Raw genomic sequence first — 17,127 nt, 5'->3', positions numbered from 1 at the left:
CGGGTGATAGAAACTCTGGGCCTGGTCCTGGCGGCGACGGGTCTGATCGTCGCCGCGCAGGTGATCTCGAAGAAGACGGCGCTGCCTGCGGCAGCGTTGTTGACCTTGGCCGGCCTCGCCGTCTCGGCGTCGGCGTTGCCCGACATCGTTCTCGACCCCGAAGTCGTGCTTACTCTGGTGATTCCGCCGCTGCTCTACAGCGCCGCGCTGAACTCCTCGTTGATCGCGATCCGCCGCAACGTCTGGACGATCCTGAGTCTGTCGGTCGCCCTCGTGGTGGCGACCGCTGCCCTCGTGGGCGTCGGCATGTGGTTGCTCGTTCCGGGCATCACCCTGGCCGCCGGTATGGCGCTCGGTGCCGCGGTTGCGCCGCCGGACCCGGTCGCCGCCCTTGCGGTAGGTCGTCGCGCCGGTATCCCACCGAAACTCGTCACCCTCATCGAAGGTGAGGGACTGCTGAACGACGCGACGGCGCTGACGATGCTGACCGTCGCGATCGCCGCAATATCCAGTCAGGACATGACCTTCGTCCACGCGGGTGGGTTGTTCGTGTTGGCTGCGGCCGGCGGCATCGTCGTCGGATTGGTCGTCGCCCTGCTGATTCGCCTCGTACAGCGCTACGTTCACGATTCGCTGCTGCTCAACATCGTGTCGCTGGCGACGCCGTTCGTGGCGTACCTGGCGGCAGAGGAAGTTCACGCCTCGGGTGTTCTCGCCGTGGTCGTCGCGGCTCTGGTGATCGGGCACCACACCCGCCACGCCATCTCCGGGGCCAGCCGACTGCAGACCAGCGCTGTGTGGCGACTGATCGATCTGCTGCTCGAGGGCTTCGTATTTCTGCTCATCGGTGAGCAACTGCCCACCGTGGTCGGCGGCCTCTCGGCCTACTCGGGAACGACCATCGCTCTCGCGGTCACGGTCACTCTGGCCGGCGTGCTCCTACTGCGTCCGCTGTGGTTGCTCACGACCGGGCTGTCCCCACGCGAGGCGGTGGTGATGAGCTGGGCCGGCACCCGCGGCGTCATCACCGTCGCCGCGGTGTTCACGCTCCCTCTGACGATCGACTCGGGCGAGCCGTTCGAGAGCCGAGACCTGTTGCTGTTCTGCGCATTTCTCGTCGTGCTGGTGACGGTCGTTGGACAGGGCCTCACGTTCGCTCCACTGGTCCGCAAGCTGAACGTCGTCGCGGACCCCGCCGCAGAGGCGCGTCTGCGAAACGAAGCACGTGAGGGATCGGCCAAAGCTGCACTGTCACAGCTCGATCGCATCGCCGACGAAGAGAACCTCGACGACGAAGGCCGGGAGATCCTGCGGAGCGAACTCGAGCATCGCATCGACCGGTACCACCGTCGACTCGATCATCTCGACGAGACGGACGTCGGCGACGCGGTCATCTCACCGGAACAGATTGCAGCGATGAGTACGCGCCGCCGAATCCTCGATGTGGAGCGAGAAGAGTTGCTCTGCTGGCGCGATGCCGGCCGGCTACCGGACAACAGCATGCGCAGCCTCGAACACGAACTCGACCACGAGGAGCATTCGTTCCGCCCACACCGAGAGACCGATTAACCGGCGATCGCGGCGTGCATCTCCCAGACGATCACTTCGGCACCGCTGGCAGTGCTCAGTTTCTGACCGCCGCCTCCGCTGACGCGCACGGCGTCGCCCTGCGCGAGGGGTCCGACTCCCTCGAGCATCGCCTCACCCTCGGCCACGAAGATGTGCACGAACGGTGCATCGGGAATCTCCACCGGAGCCTGCCCGGGCTGTAGGCGCGCCACGTGCATGGCGGCGTACTTGTTCTTGATGCGAATGGCGGCGTGATCGGCATGGTCGGGCATGCCGGATGCGACGGGAACCAGACCGCCACTGAGCAATTCGTTGTCGATCTCGAGCTGCTCGTAGCCCGGGGTGATGCCCTGCTCGTCGGGCACGACCCACATCTGGACGAAGCGAACAGGATCGCCGTGCTTGCCCGAGTACGAGCCGGCAGTATCGCCGAGTCGCCACGAATCGTTCTTCTCCGAGTGCAGAATTCCGGTGCCCGCACTCATGCGTTGCGCGAGGCCGGGGTAGATGACTCCGGAGTGGCCCATCGAATCCTGGTGCACCAGCGATCCCTGCAGAACCCAGGTGATGATCTCCATGTCGCGGTGCGGGTGGGTATCGAATCCCATTCCCGGGGTGACGATGTCGTCGTTGTTGACCATGAGGACGCCGTGGTGGGTGTTACTGCGATCGAAGTGGTTGCCGAACGAGAAGGAATGCTTGGAGTCCAGCCAGCCGATCTTGGTCTTGAATCGGTCGTCGGCGCGGCGGAGGTCGAGTGTGGTTGCTGCAGAGGTCATGTCATTGCCTCGAATCTCGAAAGTAGGTGGGTTCTCAGAGAACGTGCGAGCCGTACATCTCACCGAGCGGATCGGCGATCAGTTCGAGCCGCGCACCGTCGGGGTCGCGGAAGTAGAGCGAGACCTCGCTGTGCTCGATCAATTCGATTCCCGCGTCGATCAGCTTGGTGCGCAGGTGCTCCCAGCGGGTGGGCTCGACACTGATGGCCACGTGATGCAAACCGCCCAGCACCTCCGCGTACGGGCCGACGTCGAGTCCGGGGAAGTCGAAGAAGGCCAGCAGGTTGCTGTTGCCGATGTCGAAGAAGAAGTGCGACGAACCCGGGTAGTCACGGTTCTCGATGAGCTCGGTCAGAGGGAACTCGAGCAGGTCTTGATAGAACCGCACGGTCGCCTCGACATCGCTGCTGACCAATGCCGTGTGATGAAGTCCGCGGGCAGACGATGCCGGACGCTCGCCTGCAGGCTTCATGTACTGCTGACGAATGCGATCCCGCTGTTCGGCGTGCTCCTGCGCGCGGCGTGTCTCGTCTGCAGTCAGTTCGTTGGTCTCGGTCATCGCTTCGGCCTCCGGTCAAGTAGTTGCTTCGTCAACTACCGAGAACAGTACACCGGTTAGTTGCGTTGTCAACTAGCATGGGGGCATGGACTCACCACGGTGGCTCGGTGCCGACGAACAGCAGGCCTGGCGCGCATACCTCGATGCGACGCGGCTGCTGCTTCGCGACCTCGACAATCAACTCACACGCGACTCCGGGATCTCCTTCACCGACTTCGAGCTGCTGGTCGTGCTGTCCGAAGCGCCCGACCGTCGCCGACGAATGAGCGAACTGGCCGACGCCGTCACCACGACTCGCAGCGGCGTCACCAGAGCCATCAGCAGACTCGTCGACAACGGCTGGGTCACACGCGTCAAATGCGACGACGACAAGCGAGGAATGTCCGCCGAACTCACCGAAGCGGGCATGAACACCCTCGCCGCCGCCAGCCCGGGACACGTCGAAGCAGTACGAGAGAAAATGTTCGATCTGGTTGACCCGAACGATCTCGCGGCTCTGACCCGAACTTTCACGGCGATGCGGAACCACGCATCGTGACCGTGACTCACATACCCGGTGCGCAACGCCATCACTGGTGGAACGAGTGGCTCGATTCCAAGCAGTCGTTTCCCGCCACCGGCAATTACGACCTCGCGGCCAATGCGCACGGGCTGCTGATGGTGCACAACGAGGACACGGTGTTTCCCGGCGAAGGTTTCGACTCCCATCAGCACGAGAACATGGAGATCGTCACGTGGGTGCTGGAAGGGACGCTGAAACATACTGACTCCGAGGGTAATTCGGGGCTGATCTACCCCGGCCTCGTTCAACGCATGAGTGCCGGAACCGGAATTCGGCACACCGAGACCAATGCGTCGAGCCGGACCAGCAGAGAAAAGTTGCGCGTGGTGCAGATGTGGATCCCACCCGACACCGATGGAACCGATCCCTCGTACGAAGAGCTGGACGTACAGGACCAGCTGGCGAACGGCGAGCTGGTTCCGGTGGCGTCCGGCATGCCGGGTCGGGGCGGCGTTCGGATCGGCAACCGCTACGCGACGCTGCATGCCGCCCGACTCGCACCGGGGGAGTCCGTCACCGTCCCTGACGCGCCGTACGGTCACGTCTTCGTCGCCGACGGTTCCGCAGTGTTCGAGACCGTCGGAGACGTTGCCCAGGGTGACGCGGTACGACTCACCGCCACCGGAGGTCACCGTGTGACAGCATCGACGGCGAGCGAGATCTTGATCTGGGAAATGCACGCCGGCTTCGCCTGACCGAGAACCACCGAGGTTACGACTGCTCGCGCCCGTCCAGAGCCTCGGCACACGTAACAAGGTTGCGGTGCAGCACTTCTCGCGCGCTCTTCGACAGCGACGCAATCATGGCGTGTTCCACCGCAGCGACAGCGGCCGACGCTTGCCGCAGGCGCTCCCTGCCCAGGGTCGTCACGTACAGACGCTGGTCTCGACCTACCCCCTCGATCTCCACCAGGCCGCCGCGCGTGAGCCCGGCCAGCAGTTGATGGGTTGCCTGCCTGCTGACGAATACCGCGCGCGCGAGTTCGGCGTTGGTCAGTCCCGGTTTGTGCGCGAGGAGTTCGAGGCTCGAGTACTGCGAGACGGTGATATCGAGATCGCGTAGGCACTCGTCCATCGCCGAACGCAGGGCGGACGTGGCCCGCTTGAGGGCGTAACCGATCGAGGTGTCGACATCCACTTGACTCATGTCAACATCTTGACATACATTCAGTTCGTCAAGAACTTGACGAATTACCGAAAGGACACGACATGACCGTTGCAACCGTTTCCGGACCGAGCTTCCTCTCCCTCCAAGTACGCGACCTCGCCGTCAGTGCAGACTTCTACGAATCGCAGCTGGGCCTCGTCCGCGCACCCCAGGCACCACCCGGCGCAGTGGTGTTCACCACCTCACCGATACCGTTCGCCGTCCGAAACCCCGCTCCCGAAACAGATCTCGACAGTGGTCAGCCGGGACTCGGAGTTGCCCTCTGGCTGGTGTGCGACGACGCCGAAGCGCTCCACGACAATCTCGTCGCCGCCGGCGTGACGATCGTGACCGCCCCCTTCGACGGCCCCTTCGGAATGACCTTCGTCCTACGTGACCCCGACGGATACGCCGTCACCGTGCACAGCAGTTAGCCCCGAAGTCATCGACAAATGTGGGACCCTGAGCGCGGATGCCACCTCCGACGCGTAGGGAACACGACCATCATCGAGCGCCTGAAGAACCGCCTCATCGAGTCGGCGAACGCATCTCGAAAAGCCGCGAAACCGCCCGGGCCGATCCTGCTGGTGTTCACCACGATCGCCGCCGTCACGTGGGTATGCGTGTCCAGGAACTGGTGGCCGTCCCCGTACGGCGATCCGACAGGGCCCGACCAGTTCCTCCTCGGACTGATTGCAACCGTGTCGCTGCTGATCATCGGCCTGATCTGGGCCATTCGCACCCTCCACGTCGTCGGCCAGGATCGACGATGGTCTTGGTGGATAGTGCCCGCTCCGATCGTCGTCGGCATCGGGACGACGCTGTTGATGCTGACGCCGTCGGCGTAGTTCCGTACATGGCACCCACCGATACAGCCGGACGGAGTCCGAAAGAACTATTGCGAAATATTTCTTTCGGGTTATGGTTGTTGCATGAGCCCACCACCTCCCGGTAGGACGCCGCGCAAGCTGACAGACATGTCCGAGCTGAAAGCGCTGACGCATCCCATCCGGTTACGTCTGCTCTATGCACTCCGCGCCAACAAGTCGATGACTGCGACCCAGCTGGGCGATCTGGTGGACGAGTCACCCGCCTCGGTGAGCTATCACCTGCGCAAGCTCGCCGAGCACGGTTTCGTCAAAGAGGTACAGAACGGCTCGGACAAGCGCCAACGTTGGTGGTCGGAGGCCAATGATGAGGGCTTCAGCTGGTCCGAGAACGACTTCTCCGACTCGCCCGAGTCACTGTCGGTTGCCAAGGCGTCCAAGGACTCCTGGTTGGCGCACCAGTGGTCTCGGCTGCGTGATTTCGACCGGACTTCCGAGTCGTGGGGCCATGAGTGGGTATCGGCGGCCTTCAGCTCCGACGACGTCCTGCGGCTCACCGCCGAGGAGACGAAGAAGATGGGCACGGAGATGCGCGCCGTCATCGACAAATGGCGTCGACACGGCGAGAACGCGACCTCGGGGGAGCGGGAACACGTGATGGTGCTGATGCACGGATTCCCCACTACACCTTAGGAGTTGGCATGTATCCGTTCGATCCGCACACGTACCTCTTCTTGGCCGAGCAAGATCGCGATCGGCATGTGCTTCTGGCCGAGCGGCGCAGACTCGCTGCTGCGCAGAAGCGCCTCCGCCGAGATGAACTCCGCGTTCAGAAGGCGTGGGACGAGTTGACCGCATCGCTCGCCGATGTCTCCCTGTCCGAGCGACGGGTCCTCGAGCTGGCTCGTCGGTGACGAAAGCTGTTCAAAGCAGTCGCTTTTCCAGCCATACCTCGGCATACGGCTCGGCGTTGAATGCCGGCACCTCCCGATAGCCGAGCTTGAAGTACAGGCCCCGGGCCTCGACGAGGTCCGCTCGCGTATCCAATCGCATTGTCTTGCGGCGCGATTGGCGGACCGATTCTTCGACGAACTCGACGACCGACGCCCCGACGCCGTTTCCACGGGCACGCGCGTCGATGAAGACCCGAGTCAGCTCTGCGATGTCGTCGGAGACGAAACGAGCACCACCGCAACCGACCAGTGTCGAGCCCAGGTATGCGACCACGAACAGACCCGAATCACCCACGAGATCGTCACTCGGCTCGTCGACCATGACTCGTCGTACTTCCTCGTCCGACGCCTCGCGGCCGTAGAAGCGTCCGACGATATCGACGTTGTAGCGAAACAGGATGTCGAGCGCCGGCTCCGAGGAGGGATGAACGACAGCGAACGTCGCCGATACAGGCACTACTTCGCGGCGGCCCGTTTGGCGAGCACCTTGGAGATCCCGAGCTGCGCAACAACGATGATGCAGCCGACGATCGCACCGATGACTGCCGACGCAAGAGTGTTGACGATCCACGCCAGCACTCCGCCGACACCCGCGACCCCACGCACCGCATCCTCACCGTGGTGCACCAGCTCGTAGATAGGGTGAAAACCGAGCTCGTCGATGCCCACGAGAAGGATGTGCCCACCGACCCACAGCATGGCTGCGGTGCCGACGACCGACAGCACTGCCATCACCTTCGGCATGCCCTTGACCAGTCCGCGGCCGAACTTCTCGACGAACCCGGACGAGCCCTCGGCCAGCTTCAGACCGATGTCGTCCATTTTGACGATGAGTGCGACGACGCCGTAGACGACGATGGTGATGACCACCGCGACGACCGCCAAGATGATGAGGCGACTCCAGAAGCCCTCGCTCGCAATGGTGTCGAGAGCGATGACCATGATCTCGGCGGAGAGAATCAGGTCGGTCCGAACGGCACCGGACACCACGCTGTCCTCGTCCCGCGGCTCGTCCTCTGCCTCGGCGTGATGATCGCCGTGGCCGAACAGCGCTACCCAGATCTTGTGCGCTGCCTCGTAGCTGAGGTAGCAGCCACCGAGCATCAGAATGGGCGTCAGCAGCCATGGGAGGAACTGACTGAGCAGCAGGGCGATCGGCAGAATGATCAGCAGCTTGTTCCGAAGCGAGCCGACGGCGATGCGCTTGATGATCGGGAGCTCCCGCTCGGCCGCGAGGCCACGAACGTACTGAGGCGTCACCGCTGCGTCGTCGATCACGACACCGGCGGCCTTGGCCGTCGCTTTGCCGGTAGCGGCTCCCACGTCGTCGATCGATGCTGCCGCCAGCCGTGCCAGCGCAGCCACGTCGTCGAGCAGGGCTACCAGTCCGCCGGCCATCAGTGATCTCCGAGTGAAGACGAATGCACGATCAGGCTCCTAGGGCTGAGTACGACGCCGAAATCCGGCAATCCACGTGCTCGAACCATACCGCCAGTAGCTTGCTGCGGACCACACATCGGAGTGGGATGTATGGTTTCCTATACGTATAGCAAGCTATACCAACGAACGGAGCATTCAGGTGAGACTCAGATGGATATCGGTCGCCGCTGTCGGCCTGGCCACTGCATCGGCGACGGCACTGCTCGCCTGGCTCGTGTCACCCATCGCGCCAGGGGTTTCCGCGCTGGTGTTCGGCGTCACCGCGCTGCCCTTCGGCGCGATGCTGGGCTGGATACTGTTCGTCGCGCCGGTCACCACCGACCAGACCTACACCTCGGGCGACAGCATCGAAAGCCATTGGACGACATCCGCGTCCAGCGGCACAGCCACCGATCTGGTGACCGTACTGGGTCTGACTCTTGCGGTGGTGTCCATCGCAAGAGTCGACCCCCCGGCCACGCTGCTTCTGACGGGCTTGCTGTTGGCTGCGTTCGCATCGTTCACTGCGCGGTACGCGTTCGCGCGCTACCGGGCCCTGTCCGAGTGAAGAACGATGTTCGACGTCGTCGCACCGAGAAGGGGTGGTCTCAGAGCGAATTGGCCGAGCGAATCGACGTCACCCGACTGACGATCATCTCCATCGAGAAGGAGCGGTTCGACCCGAGCCTGCCCGTTGCCTTCCGCCTTGCCGCAGCATTCGACTGCACGATCGAGGAGTTGTTCGAGCCGGATTCGACTTGAGCACTACTGCGAGTACGAACTCATGAAGTTGCCGAGCCGCTCTAGTGCGGTCGAGAGATCGTCCACGTTGGGCAAGGTGACGAGCCGGAAGTGGTCGGGCACATCCCAATTGAACGCTCGCCCGTGACTGACCAGGATTTTCTCGGATTCGAGCAAGTCGAGGACGAACTTCTCGTCGTCGACGATCCCGAAACGGTCGGTGTCGAGCTTGGGGAACATGTACAGCGCGCCCGCAGCCTGCACACAGCTGATTCCGTCGATGGAGTTCAGCATGCGATGCGCCAGATCCCGCTGCGCGGTCAATCTGCCCGTCGGCAGCAGGAGGTCCTCGATCGATTGGCGGCCGCCGAGCGCCGTCTGTATTGCATGTTGTGCAGGCACATTCGCGCACATGCGCATGTTGGACAGCAACGTGATGCCCTCGATGAAACTCGCCGCACGGCGTCGCGGACCGGTGATCGCCAGCCACCCGGCACGAAAACCACACACTCGGTAGGCCTTCGACAACCCCGAATAGGTCAGGCACAGCACATCTTTACCGGTGAGAGTTGCGAGATTGGTCATCTCGGAACCGTCGTACACGATCTTCTCGTAGATCTCGTCGGCGAGCAGAATCAGATCGTGCTCGCGCGCGAGGTCGACGAAACGCTGCAGAACGTCGCGTGAGTACACCGCACCAGTGGGGTTGTTGGGATTGATCACGACGATGGCCCGGGTACGGGTGGTGATCTTCGATTCCAGATCCTCGAAGTCCGGAGCCCAGTCCTGAGTCTCGTCTGCCAAGTAATGGACCGGTGTGCCTCCGGCGAGAGCCACCGAGCCCGTCCACAGCGGGTAGTCGGGGGAGGGGATCAGCACCTCGTCCTCGGGGTTGCACAGCGCCTGCATCGTCATGGTGATCAGCTCGGAGACCCCGTTGCCCAGGTAGACGTCGCCGACGTCGAGGTCGCTCAGGCCCTTGGTCTGGTAGTACTGCACCACCGCGGTGCGCGCCGAGAACAGGCCCCGCGAGTCGGAATATCCCTGCGCGGTAGGCAGATTGCGAATCATCGCCATCATGATCTCGTCGGGTGCCTCGAAACCGAACGGGGCCGGGTTACCCACGTTGAGGCGCAGGATCTTGTGCCCCTGCTCCTCGAGTTCCTCGGTCTTGTCCAGAATGCGGCCACGAATGTCGTAGCGAACATTCTCGAGCTTGCGTGCCTGATCGATCGATCGCGTCATGACGAAAGTTCCTCCTGTCGAACGGACGGCGACATCCGAGTTCGGACCGCCACTGTTGCACATACGATGACCGCTGCTCCACCCACGACCACCGGCCACGTCAGTCCCTCGTGGAGCAGAATCGCGGCCCAGCAGATCGTCAGCACCGGCTGAACGAGCTGCACCTGGCTCACGCTCGACATCGGACCGATGGCCAACCCCCGATACCAGGCGAAGAACCCCAGATACATACTCACGACGGCCAGATAGGCGAACGCAGCCCACTCCGAGACGCCTCCGCTCGTGGGTTGATGCCACCACGCGAACGCCGTCATCGCTCCGGTCACCGGAACAGAGACGACGAGCGCCCACGAGACCGTCTGCCACGCTCCCAGTTCACGCGCAAGCAGCCCGCCCTCCGCATATCCCACCGCGGCCGCCACGACGGCTCCGAGGAGAAGCAGATCCGACCACCCCAGTCCGGCGACCTCGCCGCCCTGAACGGCCGCGAATCCGACAGCGACCGCAGCACCCATGGCCGCAACCAACCAGAACATCGGCCGGACGCGTTGCCGCTCGCGGACGACGGCGAAGGCCGCGGTCGCAGCCGGCAGAAGCGCGATGACGACGGCACTGTGGCCGGCGGAGGCGGTGGTCAGAGCGAACGACGTGAGCACGGGGAAACCGATGACGACCCCGGCCGCGATGACACCCAGTCGAACCCATTGCCGTCCGCGTGGCAACCGTTGCGAGGTCAGGGCCAAGGCGGCAGCAGCGAGGGCCGCGGCGACGACGGCGCGTCCGGACCCGACGAACAGCGGCGACAGGCCACCGGTCACGGCGATCCGAGTCAGCGGCACGGTGAACGAGAACGCCGTGACACCGGCCAATCCCCACAAGAGGCCGGCTCGGGATAGCAGCCCCGGCGCGAGCTGGGTAGCGCTACTATGCTGTGTCATGTCCGACGATAGCAGTTCCCGGATCGTGTCTGCACTGCGAACCTGGATCGCAACCGCCCCGCCCGAGGCGAAGCTGCCATCCACTCGTGCGCTGGTGGCCCAGCATTCGGCCAGCCCCGTGACGGTACAGAAAGCACTGCGCACCCTCATTTCGCAGGGAGTCATCGAAACACGGCCTGGCGTCGGAACATTCGTAAAGACCGTGCACACGGCCCGCCCGAACGACTACGGGTGGCAGACTGCCGCGCTCGGTGCACCCGGAAACAGATTGCAACTCCCAGCCGCACTGCAGTCCACGTCGAGTGACGTGATCGCTCTGCATTCCGGTTACCCGGCCCGAGAACTGTTGCCGGAGCGACTCGTTCACGCTGCTTTCACCCGAGCCTCACGCACCGACGCAGTGGTTGCCCGGCCACCGACCGCAGGTCTGCCCGAGCTTCGAGCTTGGTTCGCCGCGGAACTCGGCGCTTCCACCCCGCTGGGCGTCACGCCGCCCTCGGCCAGCGACGTGGTCATCATCCCGGGCAGCCAGACCGGCCTGAGCACGGCCTTTCGGGCGCTCGTCGGTGCGGGACGCCCACTTCTTATGGAATCACCGACGTACTGGGGAGCGATTCTGGCGGCAACGCAGGCAGGCGTTCGCGTGGTCCCGGTCCCCACCGGGGTCGACGGACCCGACCCGGACGCGCTGGAGCAGGCATTCGCCGAGTCCGGCGCGCGGGCGTTCTACGCTCAACCGACCTTCGCAAGCCCCACTGGAGCGCAGTGGTCTCCGGACCTGTCCGAACGTGTGCTCGACATCGTTCGACGACACGGCGCGTTCCTGATCGAGGACGACTCCGCCCACGATTTCGGGATCACCGCCGAACCCAGCCCATTGGCCGCACGAGACGACGGCGGACATGTGGTGTACCTGCGTTCGCTGACCAAGGTCGTATCACCGTCGATTCGGTTGGCAGGCTTGATCGCTCGTGGCCCGGCTCACGAACGTATCCTCGCCGACACGGGAGCCGAATCGATGTACGTCAGCGGCATCCTGCAGACCGTCGCTCTCGACGTCGTCACCCAACCCGCCTGGCGCACACACCTACGACGCCTACGCACGCAACTCGAAGCTCGTCGAGACCTATTGGCCCACAGCCTGATCGAGTTCGCTCCTCGCGGTCATCTCGACCGGATCCCCCGGGGCGGACTCAATCTGTGGATGCGCCTGCGTGACGACATCGACCTGGAAGACGTTGTGCACAAATGCAAATTGGCGGGTGTCATCGTCGGTGCGGGAGACGATTACTTCCCGGCCGAACCCACCGGCAAGTTCCTGCGGTTGAACTACGCGGGCTCGAACGCCGGTGAGTTCCCGGATGCGGCACGCACGATCGGATCGGTCATCTGAGACTGTTCGACGCTTCGACGGCGAACGTCGAGGTGCGGCCCCATACGAACCAGACCAGAGGCCCGAGAAACGGAAACGCGAGCACGACGAAGATCCACACCGCACGGCCTGCGACACTGTAATTGGGTGAGCGAAGGATGCTGACGAGCGCGGCGACGAACAGAACGACCGCGCCGAGCACTGCCACCAAGACGATGGTTCCCAGCCCGAACCCGAGTACCTGCTCGGTGGTCGAGTGTTGTTGTGAAAGTAGTACTGCGGCGTGCATGACGGTTCCTCTGCTGTGCTTGTTCTTCGCTGTTTCGTTGACGACCACAACGCTATGGACCCGAACGTTCCTGCACATCGGTCTGCACGTGTATCTCGTCGTACATCGGACGATGTAGGCCTACCGCCGGAGTCGTCGCGCAGTTACCGTGGTGCGGACGTATCCGACCTGGGGGGACTTGTGCAGACCGTCAAGAACGACTACACGACGTGGAGGGCCCTGGGGCCGGGCGGCTTACCGGCCAACGTCGGTGGGTGGTTGATCGCCACCGCGCTACGACCGTTGTCCAGACGTGACCTTATGACCGTCGCCGGCGCGTCGCCCGCAGGCCGGCACTGGCACCTCGAACCGCGCCGAGGACCACGGCCGACGATCGCCCCGTACCCGATTCCACATCGCCAGCTCACCGACCGTGCTACGCCCGTACTGACAGACAGGATCACCGGCGCAGTTACTACCGAAGCGCGCACGAACAATCGATACCACCTGGCGCGCAGCCACTTCGAGAGGCGAGGGGACGCGCTGTATCTGACGGATGTCACCACTGCTGCACCGTGGATTTCGCGAACCAACGGCGAGATACTCCACGTCCACGAGACCGAAGGATCGATGCACGTCGTCATGCAGCCCGAAGATGCTCAGACCGTCATCTCCGCGGGCTGGGGTGAGCTACACCCCCTCGCCGGACGCCCTGGCCTCGGACTTCCCGAAACCTACGTCTTCCTCTACGCACCGAGAGATTCCGACGACGCGAATCGAACAGATCATCCATCGCGCAACAGCTACTTCGACGATATGACCCTGCGCTCCAGGGGGTTCGCCTTCATCGCCGGGTACATTCCTGAGCGCCACAAGGTCGCAGCCGTCGACTGCGGTCTCCTTCTCGATTCGATCTTCATCCTGGATGCGAAGTCTGCGGCGAAACCTTCTCGCGTATAGCTGGATTCGATGACATCGACGCAGTGCGGATCGAGGTCTCGAATCCGACGGCCACTGACGTCCAGGTGTGCCGCATCGTGCAGCAGGGCCGCCTCCGATCCCATCGGTGTCTCGACGTCCATGTGCCTGGCTACAGTCTCGTGGACGATCTGCGCCGTTCGGTCGTCGCCTTCGTGTCGGCGGACGAACTCTTCGGCTCTCCCGGCTCCGATCACCGCGAAACATCCAGCCACCGGGTTCTGTTCTGCGCCGAGAGCTATGTCGTGCAACAGGCACGCGACGTACAGCGCCTCCCGATCCGGCCGTAGACCGTCGATGACCGCAAACGCCGACGCGTACTGCCAGCACCGCACGCTGTGCATCAACATGGGCTCACTGAGGCACTCTCTGGCCTCCTCCAGTGCTTCCCGGCACAACCGTGAATCCGGAGCATCGACTGTGTGCCATGCGGAACCCGCCGAACGTCGCCGGGGACCGAGCACGGTACCGGGCAACATCGTGAGTTGTTCTCGCACAGCAGCTGCCACTATTCGCGCACGATGACCTGCGCTCAGCTCACCGGGTTTCATCGGGTGTTCCCTTCAGGTGGCGGAGCATATCCGCCCGCGTGATCGCGAGCATGGCGTCGAGCATGGATCGATCGACGATGCGTCGTTGATGCAGTGACACAGCACCGTTCATCGCCGCCCAGGCATTCAGAACCAGTGCACGGGGGAGGACGTCGGCACCGGCGTCCTCCACCGCACGCGTCACCGAATCGATGAGTTCACCGAGCGCAGTGTCGATCTTTTCCTTCGCCTCACCGACCGACGCGGACTCGGACTTGTCCACATCCGTCAGCGCCAGCAGCCGCAACGCCAATGGATCGTCGCGGTGAAACGCGATGTAGCGATCGAGGAACTCGGCAACGACGTGCGCAGAATCGACCGCATCGGTGGGGGCAGTCATTTGCTCAGCGTGGCTCTGGGCGGTTCGCCACGCGAGAGCGGCGTAGATGTCCACCTTGCCGGCGGGGAAGTTTGCGTAGATCGAACTCACCGCCACATCGGCTGCGGTGGCCAGCATCTCGATCGTCGTTGCCCGATATCCGTGGCGTAGGAAGAGCGAACGAGCGCCGTCGAGCACCGCAGTGTGTGTTCGACGCTTCCGCTTGTCGGTGGGGGTATCCAAGACCATAAGCTTATCGTACTCTGATTCCGATATCGGAATCCAATTACGATAGAGGGGTAGCGATGACAGCCAACGAAGTACTGACACCGGACAGCGGCAGCGCCGCGATGACCATGTTTCTCCCGCAATCACCGTTCGTGCAGCAACTGGGCATCGAGCTGGTCGACATCGACGAGGGCACAGCTCGACTGCGGCTGCCGTACCGCGACGAGCTGTCCACCGTCGGCCAGATGCTGCACGGCGGCGTGATCGCCGGCTGTATCGATATCGGGATCATGACCGCAGCATGGGCCGGATCCGCAGTGCCCCAGAAGCTTCGGGGCGTCACGGTCTCCATGTCTGTGCAGTTCATGGAACCGGTATATGCCGAGGGCGTCGATATAGTCGGTACTCGGATACACGCGGGTCGGAGCCTGAAGACGTGTCGAGTCGACATCGTCGGGACCGAATCCGGCCGCCTCGTCGCAACCGGCACGGGAACCTACAAAGTCGGCTGAACTCTGGGCAGAGACCGCAGAACATGTGACGATCGATGAATGACACTCGATGACATCGTAAATCTGGTCGGCAGCTTCGACGGCACGTTGGCGCAGCTGCCTCGGGAGGGTGATGGGACTCCGGAACTCGCATGGGGCGATGTGTTCTTCTACTACTCGCCGGACGGAACTGTTCCGTCGTCCACCCAGCCGTTCGCGACCATCGTGACGAAGAACTATCCGGGTGACGAGTTGTCCCGGCTGGACCGGCCCGACGCGTTCCGTGTCAATGTCATTGCAGGAAAGCAGGAGTTCGAGCGGCTATTGGGAGTGCCCCCACGCGAAGCAGCCCACGCACCCCAGGCCGATACCGACGACACCCTTGCCGCCCACCCTCAGTACGGCACTGCGGGCTGGTTGTCGGTGGTCAACCCGTCTTCGCAGACCGAATCGCAGATCGGGGAACTCCTCGAATCTGCGTACAGCGTCACCAAGGACAGGTACGAGCGCCGCCGACACTGATCACTCGAAGAAGTCGTCCATCGATCGGGATAGTCCTTCGATGTCGAGGCCGTTGGCTCGGTCGTGTTGGGCCACCGTTCCGTACTTCCTACGCTCTCCAGGCTCCACCCCGATCCCCAGTACGCGATGCCGTATGTCTGCCATCGCTCGATCGATCTGCGGCACAGAGGTTCCCGCGAGATAGGGCTCGACGATCATGATGTCCGGCGCAGTCAGCGTTTCTCGAAGAGTCGTACCGTCGAAGGGCCTGATCGTCGACGCGTGCAGCACGGTGACGTCACGTCCACGGGCCGCGGCCAGGACCCGGTCCGTCATCGGACCGACCGAGATCACAGTGCCCGAATTACCCTGTTGCAGAACGGTCATCGAACCTCCGGGTCGACCGTACGAGTGATCGTTCGAGACGCCGTCAAGCCTGATGTAAACGCGGTCGTCGGATGCAGCCGCACCGCGCAGCATCCATTCGACCTCGTCGACGTGCCCGGGCACGTGCACCGTCCACCCGTCCAGGGTGTCCAGCAGTGCGACATCGCGTTGGCCGAAGTGCGTCTCACCGCCTTGCGGCCACCCGTAGGAGCCGCCCGAGCTCACCAGGATCGCGCCGACATCCTGATGTCCCAGATCGAGTTTCACCTGCTCGAAGGGTCGCTCGATCAGAAACGGTGGAAAGGTGTGCACGATCGGACGCATTCCGGCGAGCGACATACCGCCTGCGACACCGATCATCGCCTGCTCTCGAATACCCACGTTGACCACACGCGATCGGATGTCAGGAGTGATGTGCGGTTCGAGATAGGCGGCGCCGATCTCGGCCAGTACCAGCACGACTCGCTCGTCCTGCACCAACAACTCCGGCAGCAGTCGGTAGAAGGACTCGCGTTGATCCGCGGTCCTCTTCATCGTCGACGTCACTCAGTTCTCCTTCTTCTCCACGTGGGCGACCACCACATGCGGCCGGTCGCCGCGATCGATGCGAAACGCCCGCCGGAGCGCGCTGTGGTCCCTCCCGTCGACGTCGGAGGTCGACCACCCCTCGACGGCGAAGCGCGACGCGATGCCACCGGGCCAACCCAGACCAGCCGAATCGTTGTCGATCACCACGGTGGTCAGGTTGCCCAGCTGCGACCGGCCGGCGAATTGGATGGCTTCCATGTTGCTGCCCTCGTCGAGCTCGGCGTCACCGATCAGCACGAACACCTGAGCCTGGCTTCGCTGAATCTGCAGCGCCACAGCAGTTCCGGCTGCCAGCGCCAGACCATGACCGAGTGATCCCGATCCGATGTCGACCCCGGGAATCAGCGTGCGGTCCGGATGATTGCCCAGCGGTGAGTGGTAGCTGCCGAACGACGCAAGCTCGTTCGGCGTCAGAAAGCCCCGTGCAGCGAGTACTGCGTAGTACGCCATCGGGCCGTGCCCCTTGGAGAGGTAGAACCTGTCGCGATCGGGATCGTCGGGCTGTGCCGCGTCGAGACGAAGAATGTCGGAGTACAGCACCCACAGCACGTCCAGCGTGGATGTGGCGCTCGCACCGTGCTTTTCGTCGCCGGTCATCAGCGTCATGAGTTGAGGCAACTCTTCGAAAGTCATCTGCATGGGACCACCCTGCAACCTCGAGTGCACT

At 63.4% G+C, this 17,127-nt stretch carries 24 protein-coding genes and 1 pseudogene; 13 read left to right on the top strand and 12 right to left on the bottom strand.

Going from position 1 to position 17,127, the window contains the following annotated elements; translation table 11 throughout:
• Positions 1 to 3 precede the first annotated feature (3 nt).
• Complete coding sequence (locus tag CH266_RS22270; protein ID WP_094716361.1) at positions 4 to 1,569, top strand: Na+/H+ antiporter; 1,566 nt, start codon at positions 4 to 6, stop codon at positions 1,567 to 1,569.
• Here CH266_RS22270 and CH266_RS22265 read toward each other — a convergent pair.
• Both CH266_RS22265 and CH266_RS22260 read right to left on the bottom strand, forming a co-directional pair.
• Complete coding sequence (locus CH266_RS22265; RefSeq protein ID WP_032407910.1) at positions 1,566 to 2,348, bottom strand: pirin family protein; 783 nt, start codon at positions 2,346 to 2,348, stop codon at positions 1,566 to 1,568. The genes CH266_RS22270 and CH266_RS22265 overlap by 4 nt on opposite strands.
• Positions 2,349 to 2,382: 34 nt before the next feature.
• Complete coding sequence (locus CH266_RS22260) at positions 2,383 to 2,907, bottom strand: VOC family protein (RefSeq protein WP_027495111.1); 525 nt, start codon at positions 2,905 to 2,907, stop codon at positions 2,383 to 2,385.
• An 85-nt stretch (positions 2,908 to 2,992) separates the two neighbouring features.
• Between CH266_RS22260 and CH266_RS22255 the strand changes: the two genes are divergently transcribed.
• Both CH266_RS22255 and CH266_RS22250 read left to right on the top strand, forming a co-directional pair.
• A complete protein-coding gene (locus CH266_RS22255) occupies positions 2,993 to 3,445 on the top strand; it encodes a MarR family winged helix-turn-helix transcriptional regulator (protein ID WP_027495110.1) in 453 nt (150 codons plus the stop codon).
• Positions 3,442 to 4,164: a pirin family protein gene (locus CH266_RS22250; protein ID WP_048318903.1), complete on the top strand. Its 723-nt coding sequence runs from the start codon at positions 3,442 to 3,444 to the stop codon at positions 4,162 to 4,164. The genes CH266_RS22255 and CH266_RS22250 overlap by 4 nt, the downstream gene beginning before the upstream one ends.
• Before the next feature lie 16 nt (positions 4,165 to 4,180).
• On the opposite strand, the gene CH266_RS22245 is transcribed toward CH266_RS22250, so the two are convergent.
• Positions 4,181 to 4,615, bottom strand: a complete 435-nt coding sequence (locus CH266_RS22245) for a MarR family winged helix-turn-helix transcriptional regulator (protein WP_094716217.1) — start codon at positions 4,613 to 4,615, stop codon at positions 4,181 to 4,183.
• A 62-nt stretch (positions 4,616 to 4,677) separates the two neighbouring features.
• On the opposite strand from CH266_RS22245, the gene CH266_RS22240 reads away from it, so the two are divergent.
• The 4 genes from CH266_RS22240 to CH266_RS22225 all read left to right on the top strand — a co-directional run bounded on the left by CH266_RS22240 (position 4,678) and on the right by CH266_RS22225 (position 6,356).
• Complete coding sequence (locus CH266_RS22240) at positions 4,678 to 5,049, top strand: VOC family protein (protein WP_094716216.1); 372 nt, start codon at positions 4,678 to 4,680, stop codon at positions 5,047 to 5,049.
• 18 nt (positions 5,050 to 5,067) lie between these two features.
• Positions 5,068 to 5,463, top strand: coding sequence for a hypothetical protein (locus CH266_RS22235; protein ID WP_094716215.1), 396 nt, complete (start codon positions 5,068 to 5,070; stop codon positions 5,461 to 5,463).
• An 84-nt stretch (positions 5,464 to 5,547) separates the two neighbouring features.
• On the top strand, positions 5,548 to 6,135 hold the full coding sequence (locus tag CH266_RS22230; RefSeq protein ID WP_255175999.1) for an ArsR/SmtB family transcription factor: 588 nt from the start codon (positions 5,548 to 5,550) through the stop codon (positions 6,133 to 6,135).
• Positions 6,136 to 6,143: 8 nt separating this feature from the next.
• Positions 6,144 to 6,356 carry a hypothetical protein gene (locus CH266_RS22225; RefSeq protein WP_027495104.1) on the top strand — a complete coding sequence of 71 codons (213 nt, stop codon included), beginning with the start codon at positions 6,144 to 6,146 and terminating at the stop codon, positions 6,354 to 6,356.
• A gap of 10 nt (positions 6,357 to 6,366) precedes the next feature.
• Here the strand turns inward: CH266_RS22225 and CH266_RS22220 are convergent, their stop codons facing one another.
• Both CH266_RS22220 and CH266_RS22215 read right to left on the bottom strand, forming a co-directional pair.
• Complete coding sequence (locus tag CH266_RS22220) at positions 6,367 to 6,852, bottom strand: GNAT family N-acetyltransferase (RefSeq protein WP_094716213.1); 486 nt, start codon at positions 6,850 to 6,852, stop codon at positions 6,367 to 6,369.
• Positions 6,852 to 7,793: a DUF808 domain-containing protein gene (locus tag CH266_RS22215; protein WP_094716212.1), complete on the bottom strand. Its 942-nt coding sequence runs from the start codon at positions 7,791 to 7,793 to the stop codon at positions 6,852 to 6,854. Before CH266_RS22215 ends, CH266_RS22220 begins: the two co-directional genes overlap by 1 nt.
• A 181-nt stretch (positions 7,794 to 7,974) precedes the next feature.
• On the opposite strand from CH266_RS22215, the gene CH266_RS22210 reads away from it, so the two are divergent.
• Positions 7,975 to 8,382 carry a hypothetical protein gene (locus CH266_RS22210; protein WP_094716211.1) on the top strand — a complete coding sequence of 136 codons (408 nt, stop codon included), beginning with the start codon at positions 7,975 to 7,977 and terminating at the stop codon, positions 8,380 to 8,382.
• Positions 8,379 to 8,576, top strand: coding sequence for a helix-turn-helix transcriptional regulator (locus CH266_RS22205; protein WP_094716210.1), 198 nt, complete (start codon positions 8,379 to 8,381; stop codon positions 8,574 to 8,576). The genes CH266_RS22210 and CH266_RS22205 overlap by 4 nt, the downstream gene beginning before the upstream one ends.
• Before the next feature lie 3 nt (positions 8,577 to 8,579).
• On the opposite strand, the gene CH266_RS22200 is transcribed toward CH266_RS22205, so the two are convergent.
• Together CH266_RS22200 and CH266_RS22195 are read right to left on the bottom strand one after the other, a co-directional pair.
• A complete protein-coding gene (locus tag CH266_RS22200; RefSeq protein ID WP_027495099.1) occupies positions 8,580 to 9,800 on the bottom strand; it encodes a pyridoxal phosphate-dependent aminotransferase in 1,221 nt (406 codons plus the stop codon).
• Positions 9,797 to 10,738, bottom strand: coding sequence for a DMT family transporter (locus CH266_RS22195; protein WP_048318915.1), 942 nt, complete (start codon positions 10,736 to 10,738; stop codon positions 9,797 to 9,799). The genes CH266_RS22200 and CH266_RS22195 overlap by 4 nt, the downstream gene beginning before the upstream one ends.
• On the opposite strand from CH266_RS22195, the gene CH266_RS22190 reads away from it, so the two are divergent.
• Positions 10,737 to 12,131, top strand: a complete 1,395-nt coding sequence (locus CH266_RS22190; RefSeq protein WP_032407918.1) for an aminotransferase-like domain-containing protein — start codon at positions 10,737 to 10,739, stop codon at positions 12,129 to 12,131. The two genes, CH266_RS22195 and CH266_RS22190, sit on opposite strands and share 2 nt — an antisense overlap.
• Here CH266_RS22190 and CH266_RS22185 read toward each other — a convergent pair.
• Positions 12,124 to 12,399 (bottom strand): PLD nuclease N-terminal domain-containing protein, encoded by a 276-nt coding sequence (locus tag CH266_RS22185; protein WP_027495096.1) that lies wholly within the window; start codon positions 12,397 to 12,399, stop codon positions 12,124 to 12,126. The genes CH266_RS22190 and CH266_RS22185 overlap by 8 nt on opposite strands.
• A 180-nt stretch (positions 12,400 to 12,579) precedes the next feature.
• Between CH266_RS22185 and CH266_RS25975 the strand changes: the two genes are divergently transcribed.
• Positions 12,580 to 13,338, top strand: coding sequence for a luciferase domain-containing protein (locus CH266_RS25975; protein ID WP_255175998.1), 759 nt, complete (start codon positions 12,580 to 12,582; stop codon positions 13,336 to 13,338).
• 128 nt (positions 13,339 to 13,466) lie between these two features.
• Here CH266_RS25975 and CH266_RS26070 read toward each other — a convergent pair.
• Positions 13,467 to 13,700: pseudogene (locus CH266_RS26070) on the bottom strand (HD domain-containing protein); the annotation flags it as partial.
• Between the two features lie 193 nt (positions 13,701 to 13,893).
• Positions 13,894 to 14,514: a TetR/AcrR family transcriptional regulator gene (locus CH266_RS22175; protein WP_048318918.1), complete on the bottom strand. Its 621-nt coding sequence runs from the start codon at positions 14,512 to 14,514 to the stop codon at positions 13,894 to 13,896.
• A gap of 56 nt (positions 14,515 to 14,570) precedes the next feature.
• Here CH266_RS22175 and CH266_RS22170 point away from each other — a divergent pair, with 56 nt between their 5' ends.
• Positions 14,571 to 15,005: a PaaI family thioesterase gene (locus tag CH266_RS22170; RefSeq protein ID WP_045841571.1), complete on the top strand. Its 435-nt coding sequence runs from the start codon at positions 14,571 to 14,573 to the stop codon at positions 15,003 to 15,005.
• A gap of 39 nt (positions 15,006 to 15,044) precedes the next feature.
• The gene (locus tag CH266_RS22165; protein WP_032370017.1) at positions 15,045 to 15,506 is read left to right on the top strand and encodes a DUF6194 family protein; all 462 of its coding nucleotides are present in this window, start codon (positions 15,045 to 15,047) and stop codon (positions 15,504 to 15,506) included.
• On the opposite strand, the gene CH266_RS22160 is transcribed toward CH266_RS22165, so the two are convergent.
• Both CH266_RS22160 and CH266_RS22155 read right to left on the bottom strand, forming a co-directional pair.
• Entirely contained in the window at positions 15,507 to 16,418 is a 912-nt protein-coding gene (locus CH266_RS22160; protein ID WP_255175997.1) for a transketolase family protein, read from the bottom strand.
• Positions 16,419 to 17,099, bottom strand: coding sequence for a thiamine pyrophosphate-dependent enzyme (locus tag CH266_RS22155; RefSeq protein ID WP_094716207.1), 681 nt, complete (start codon positions 17,097 to 17,099; stop codon positions 16,419 to 16,421). It lies immediately after the preceding gene.
• Positions 17,100 to 17,127 lie beyond the last annotated feature (28 nt).

Origin of the sequence: Rhodococcus sp. 06-1474-1B (assembly GCF_002258885.1) — a bacterium.
In the GTDB taxonomy this organism is placed as follows: Bacteria; Actinomycetota; Actinomycetes; order Mycobacteriales; family Mycobacteriaceae; genus Rhodococcoides; species Rhodococcoides fascians.
The sequence above is the reverse complement of the archived record's forward strand: the minus strand, read 5'-3'. Positions and strand labels throughout refer to the sequence as shown.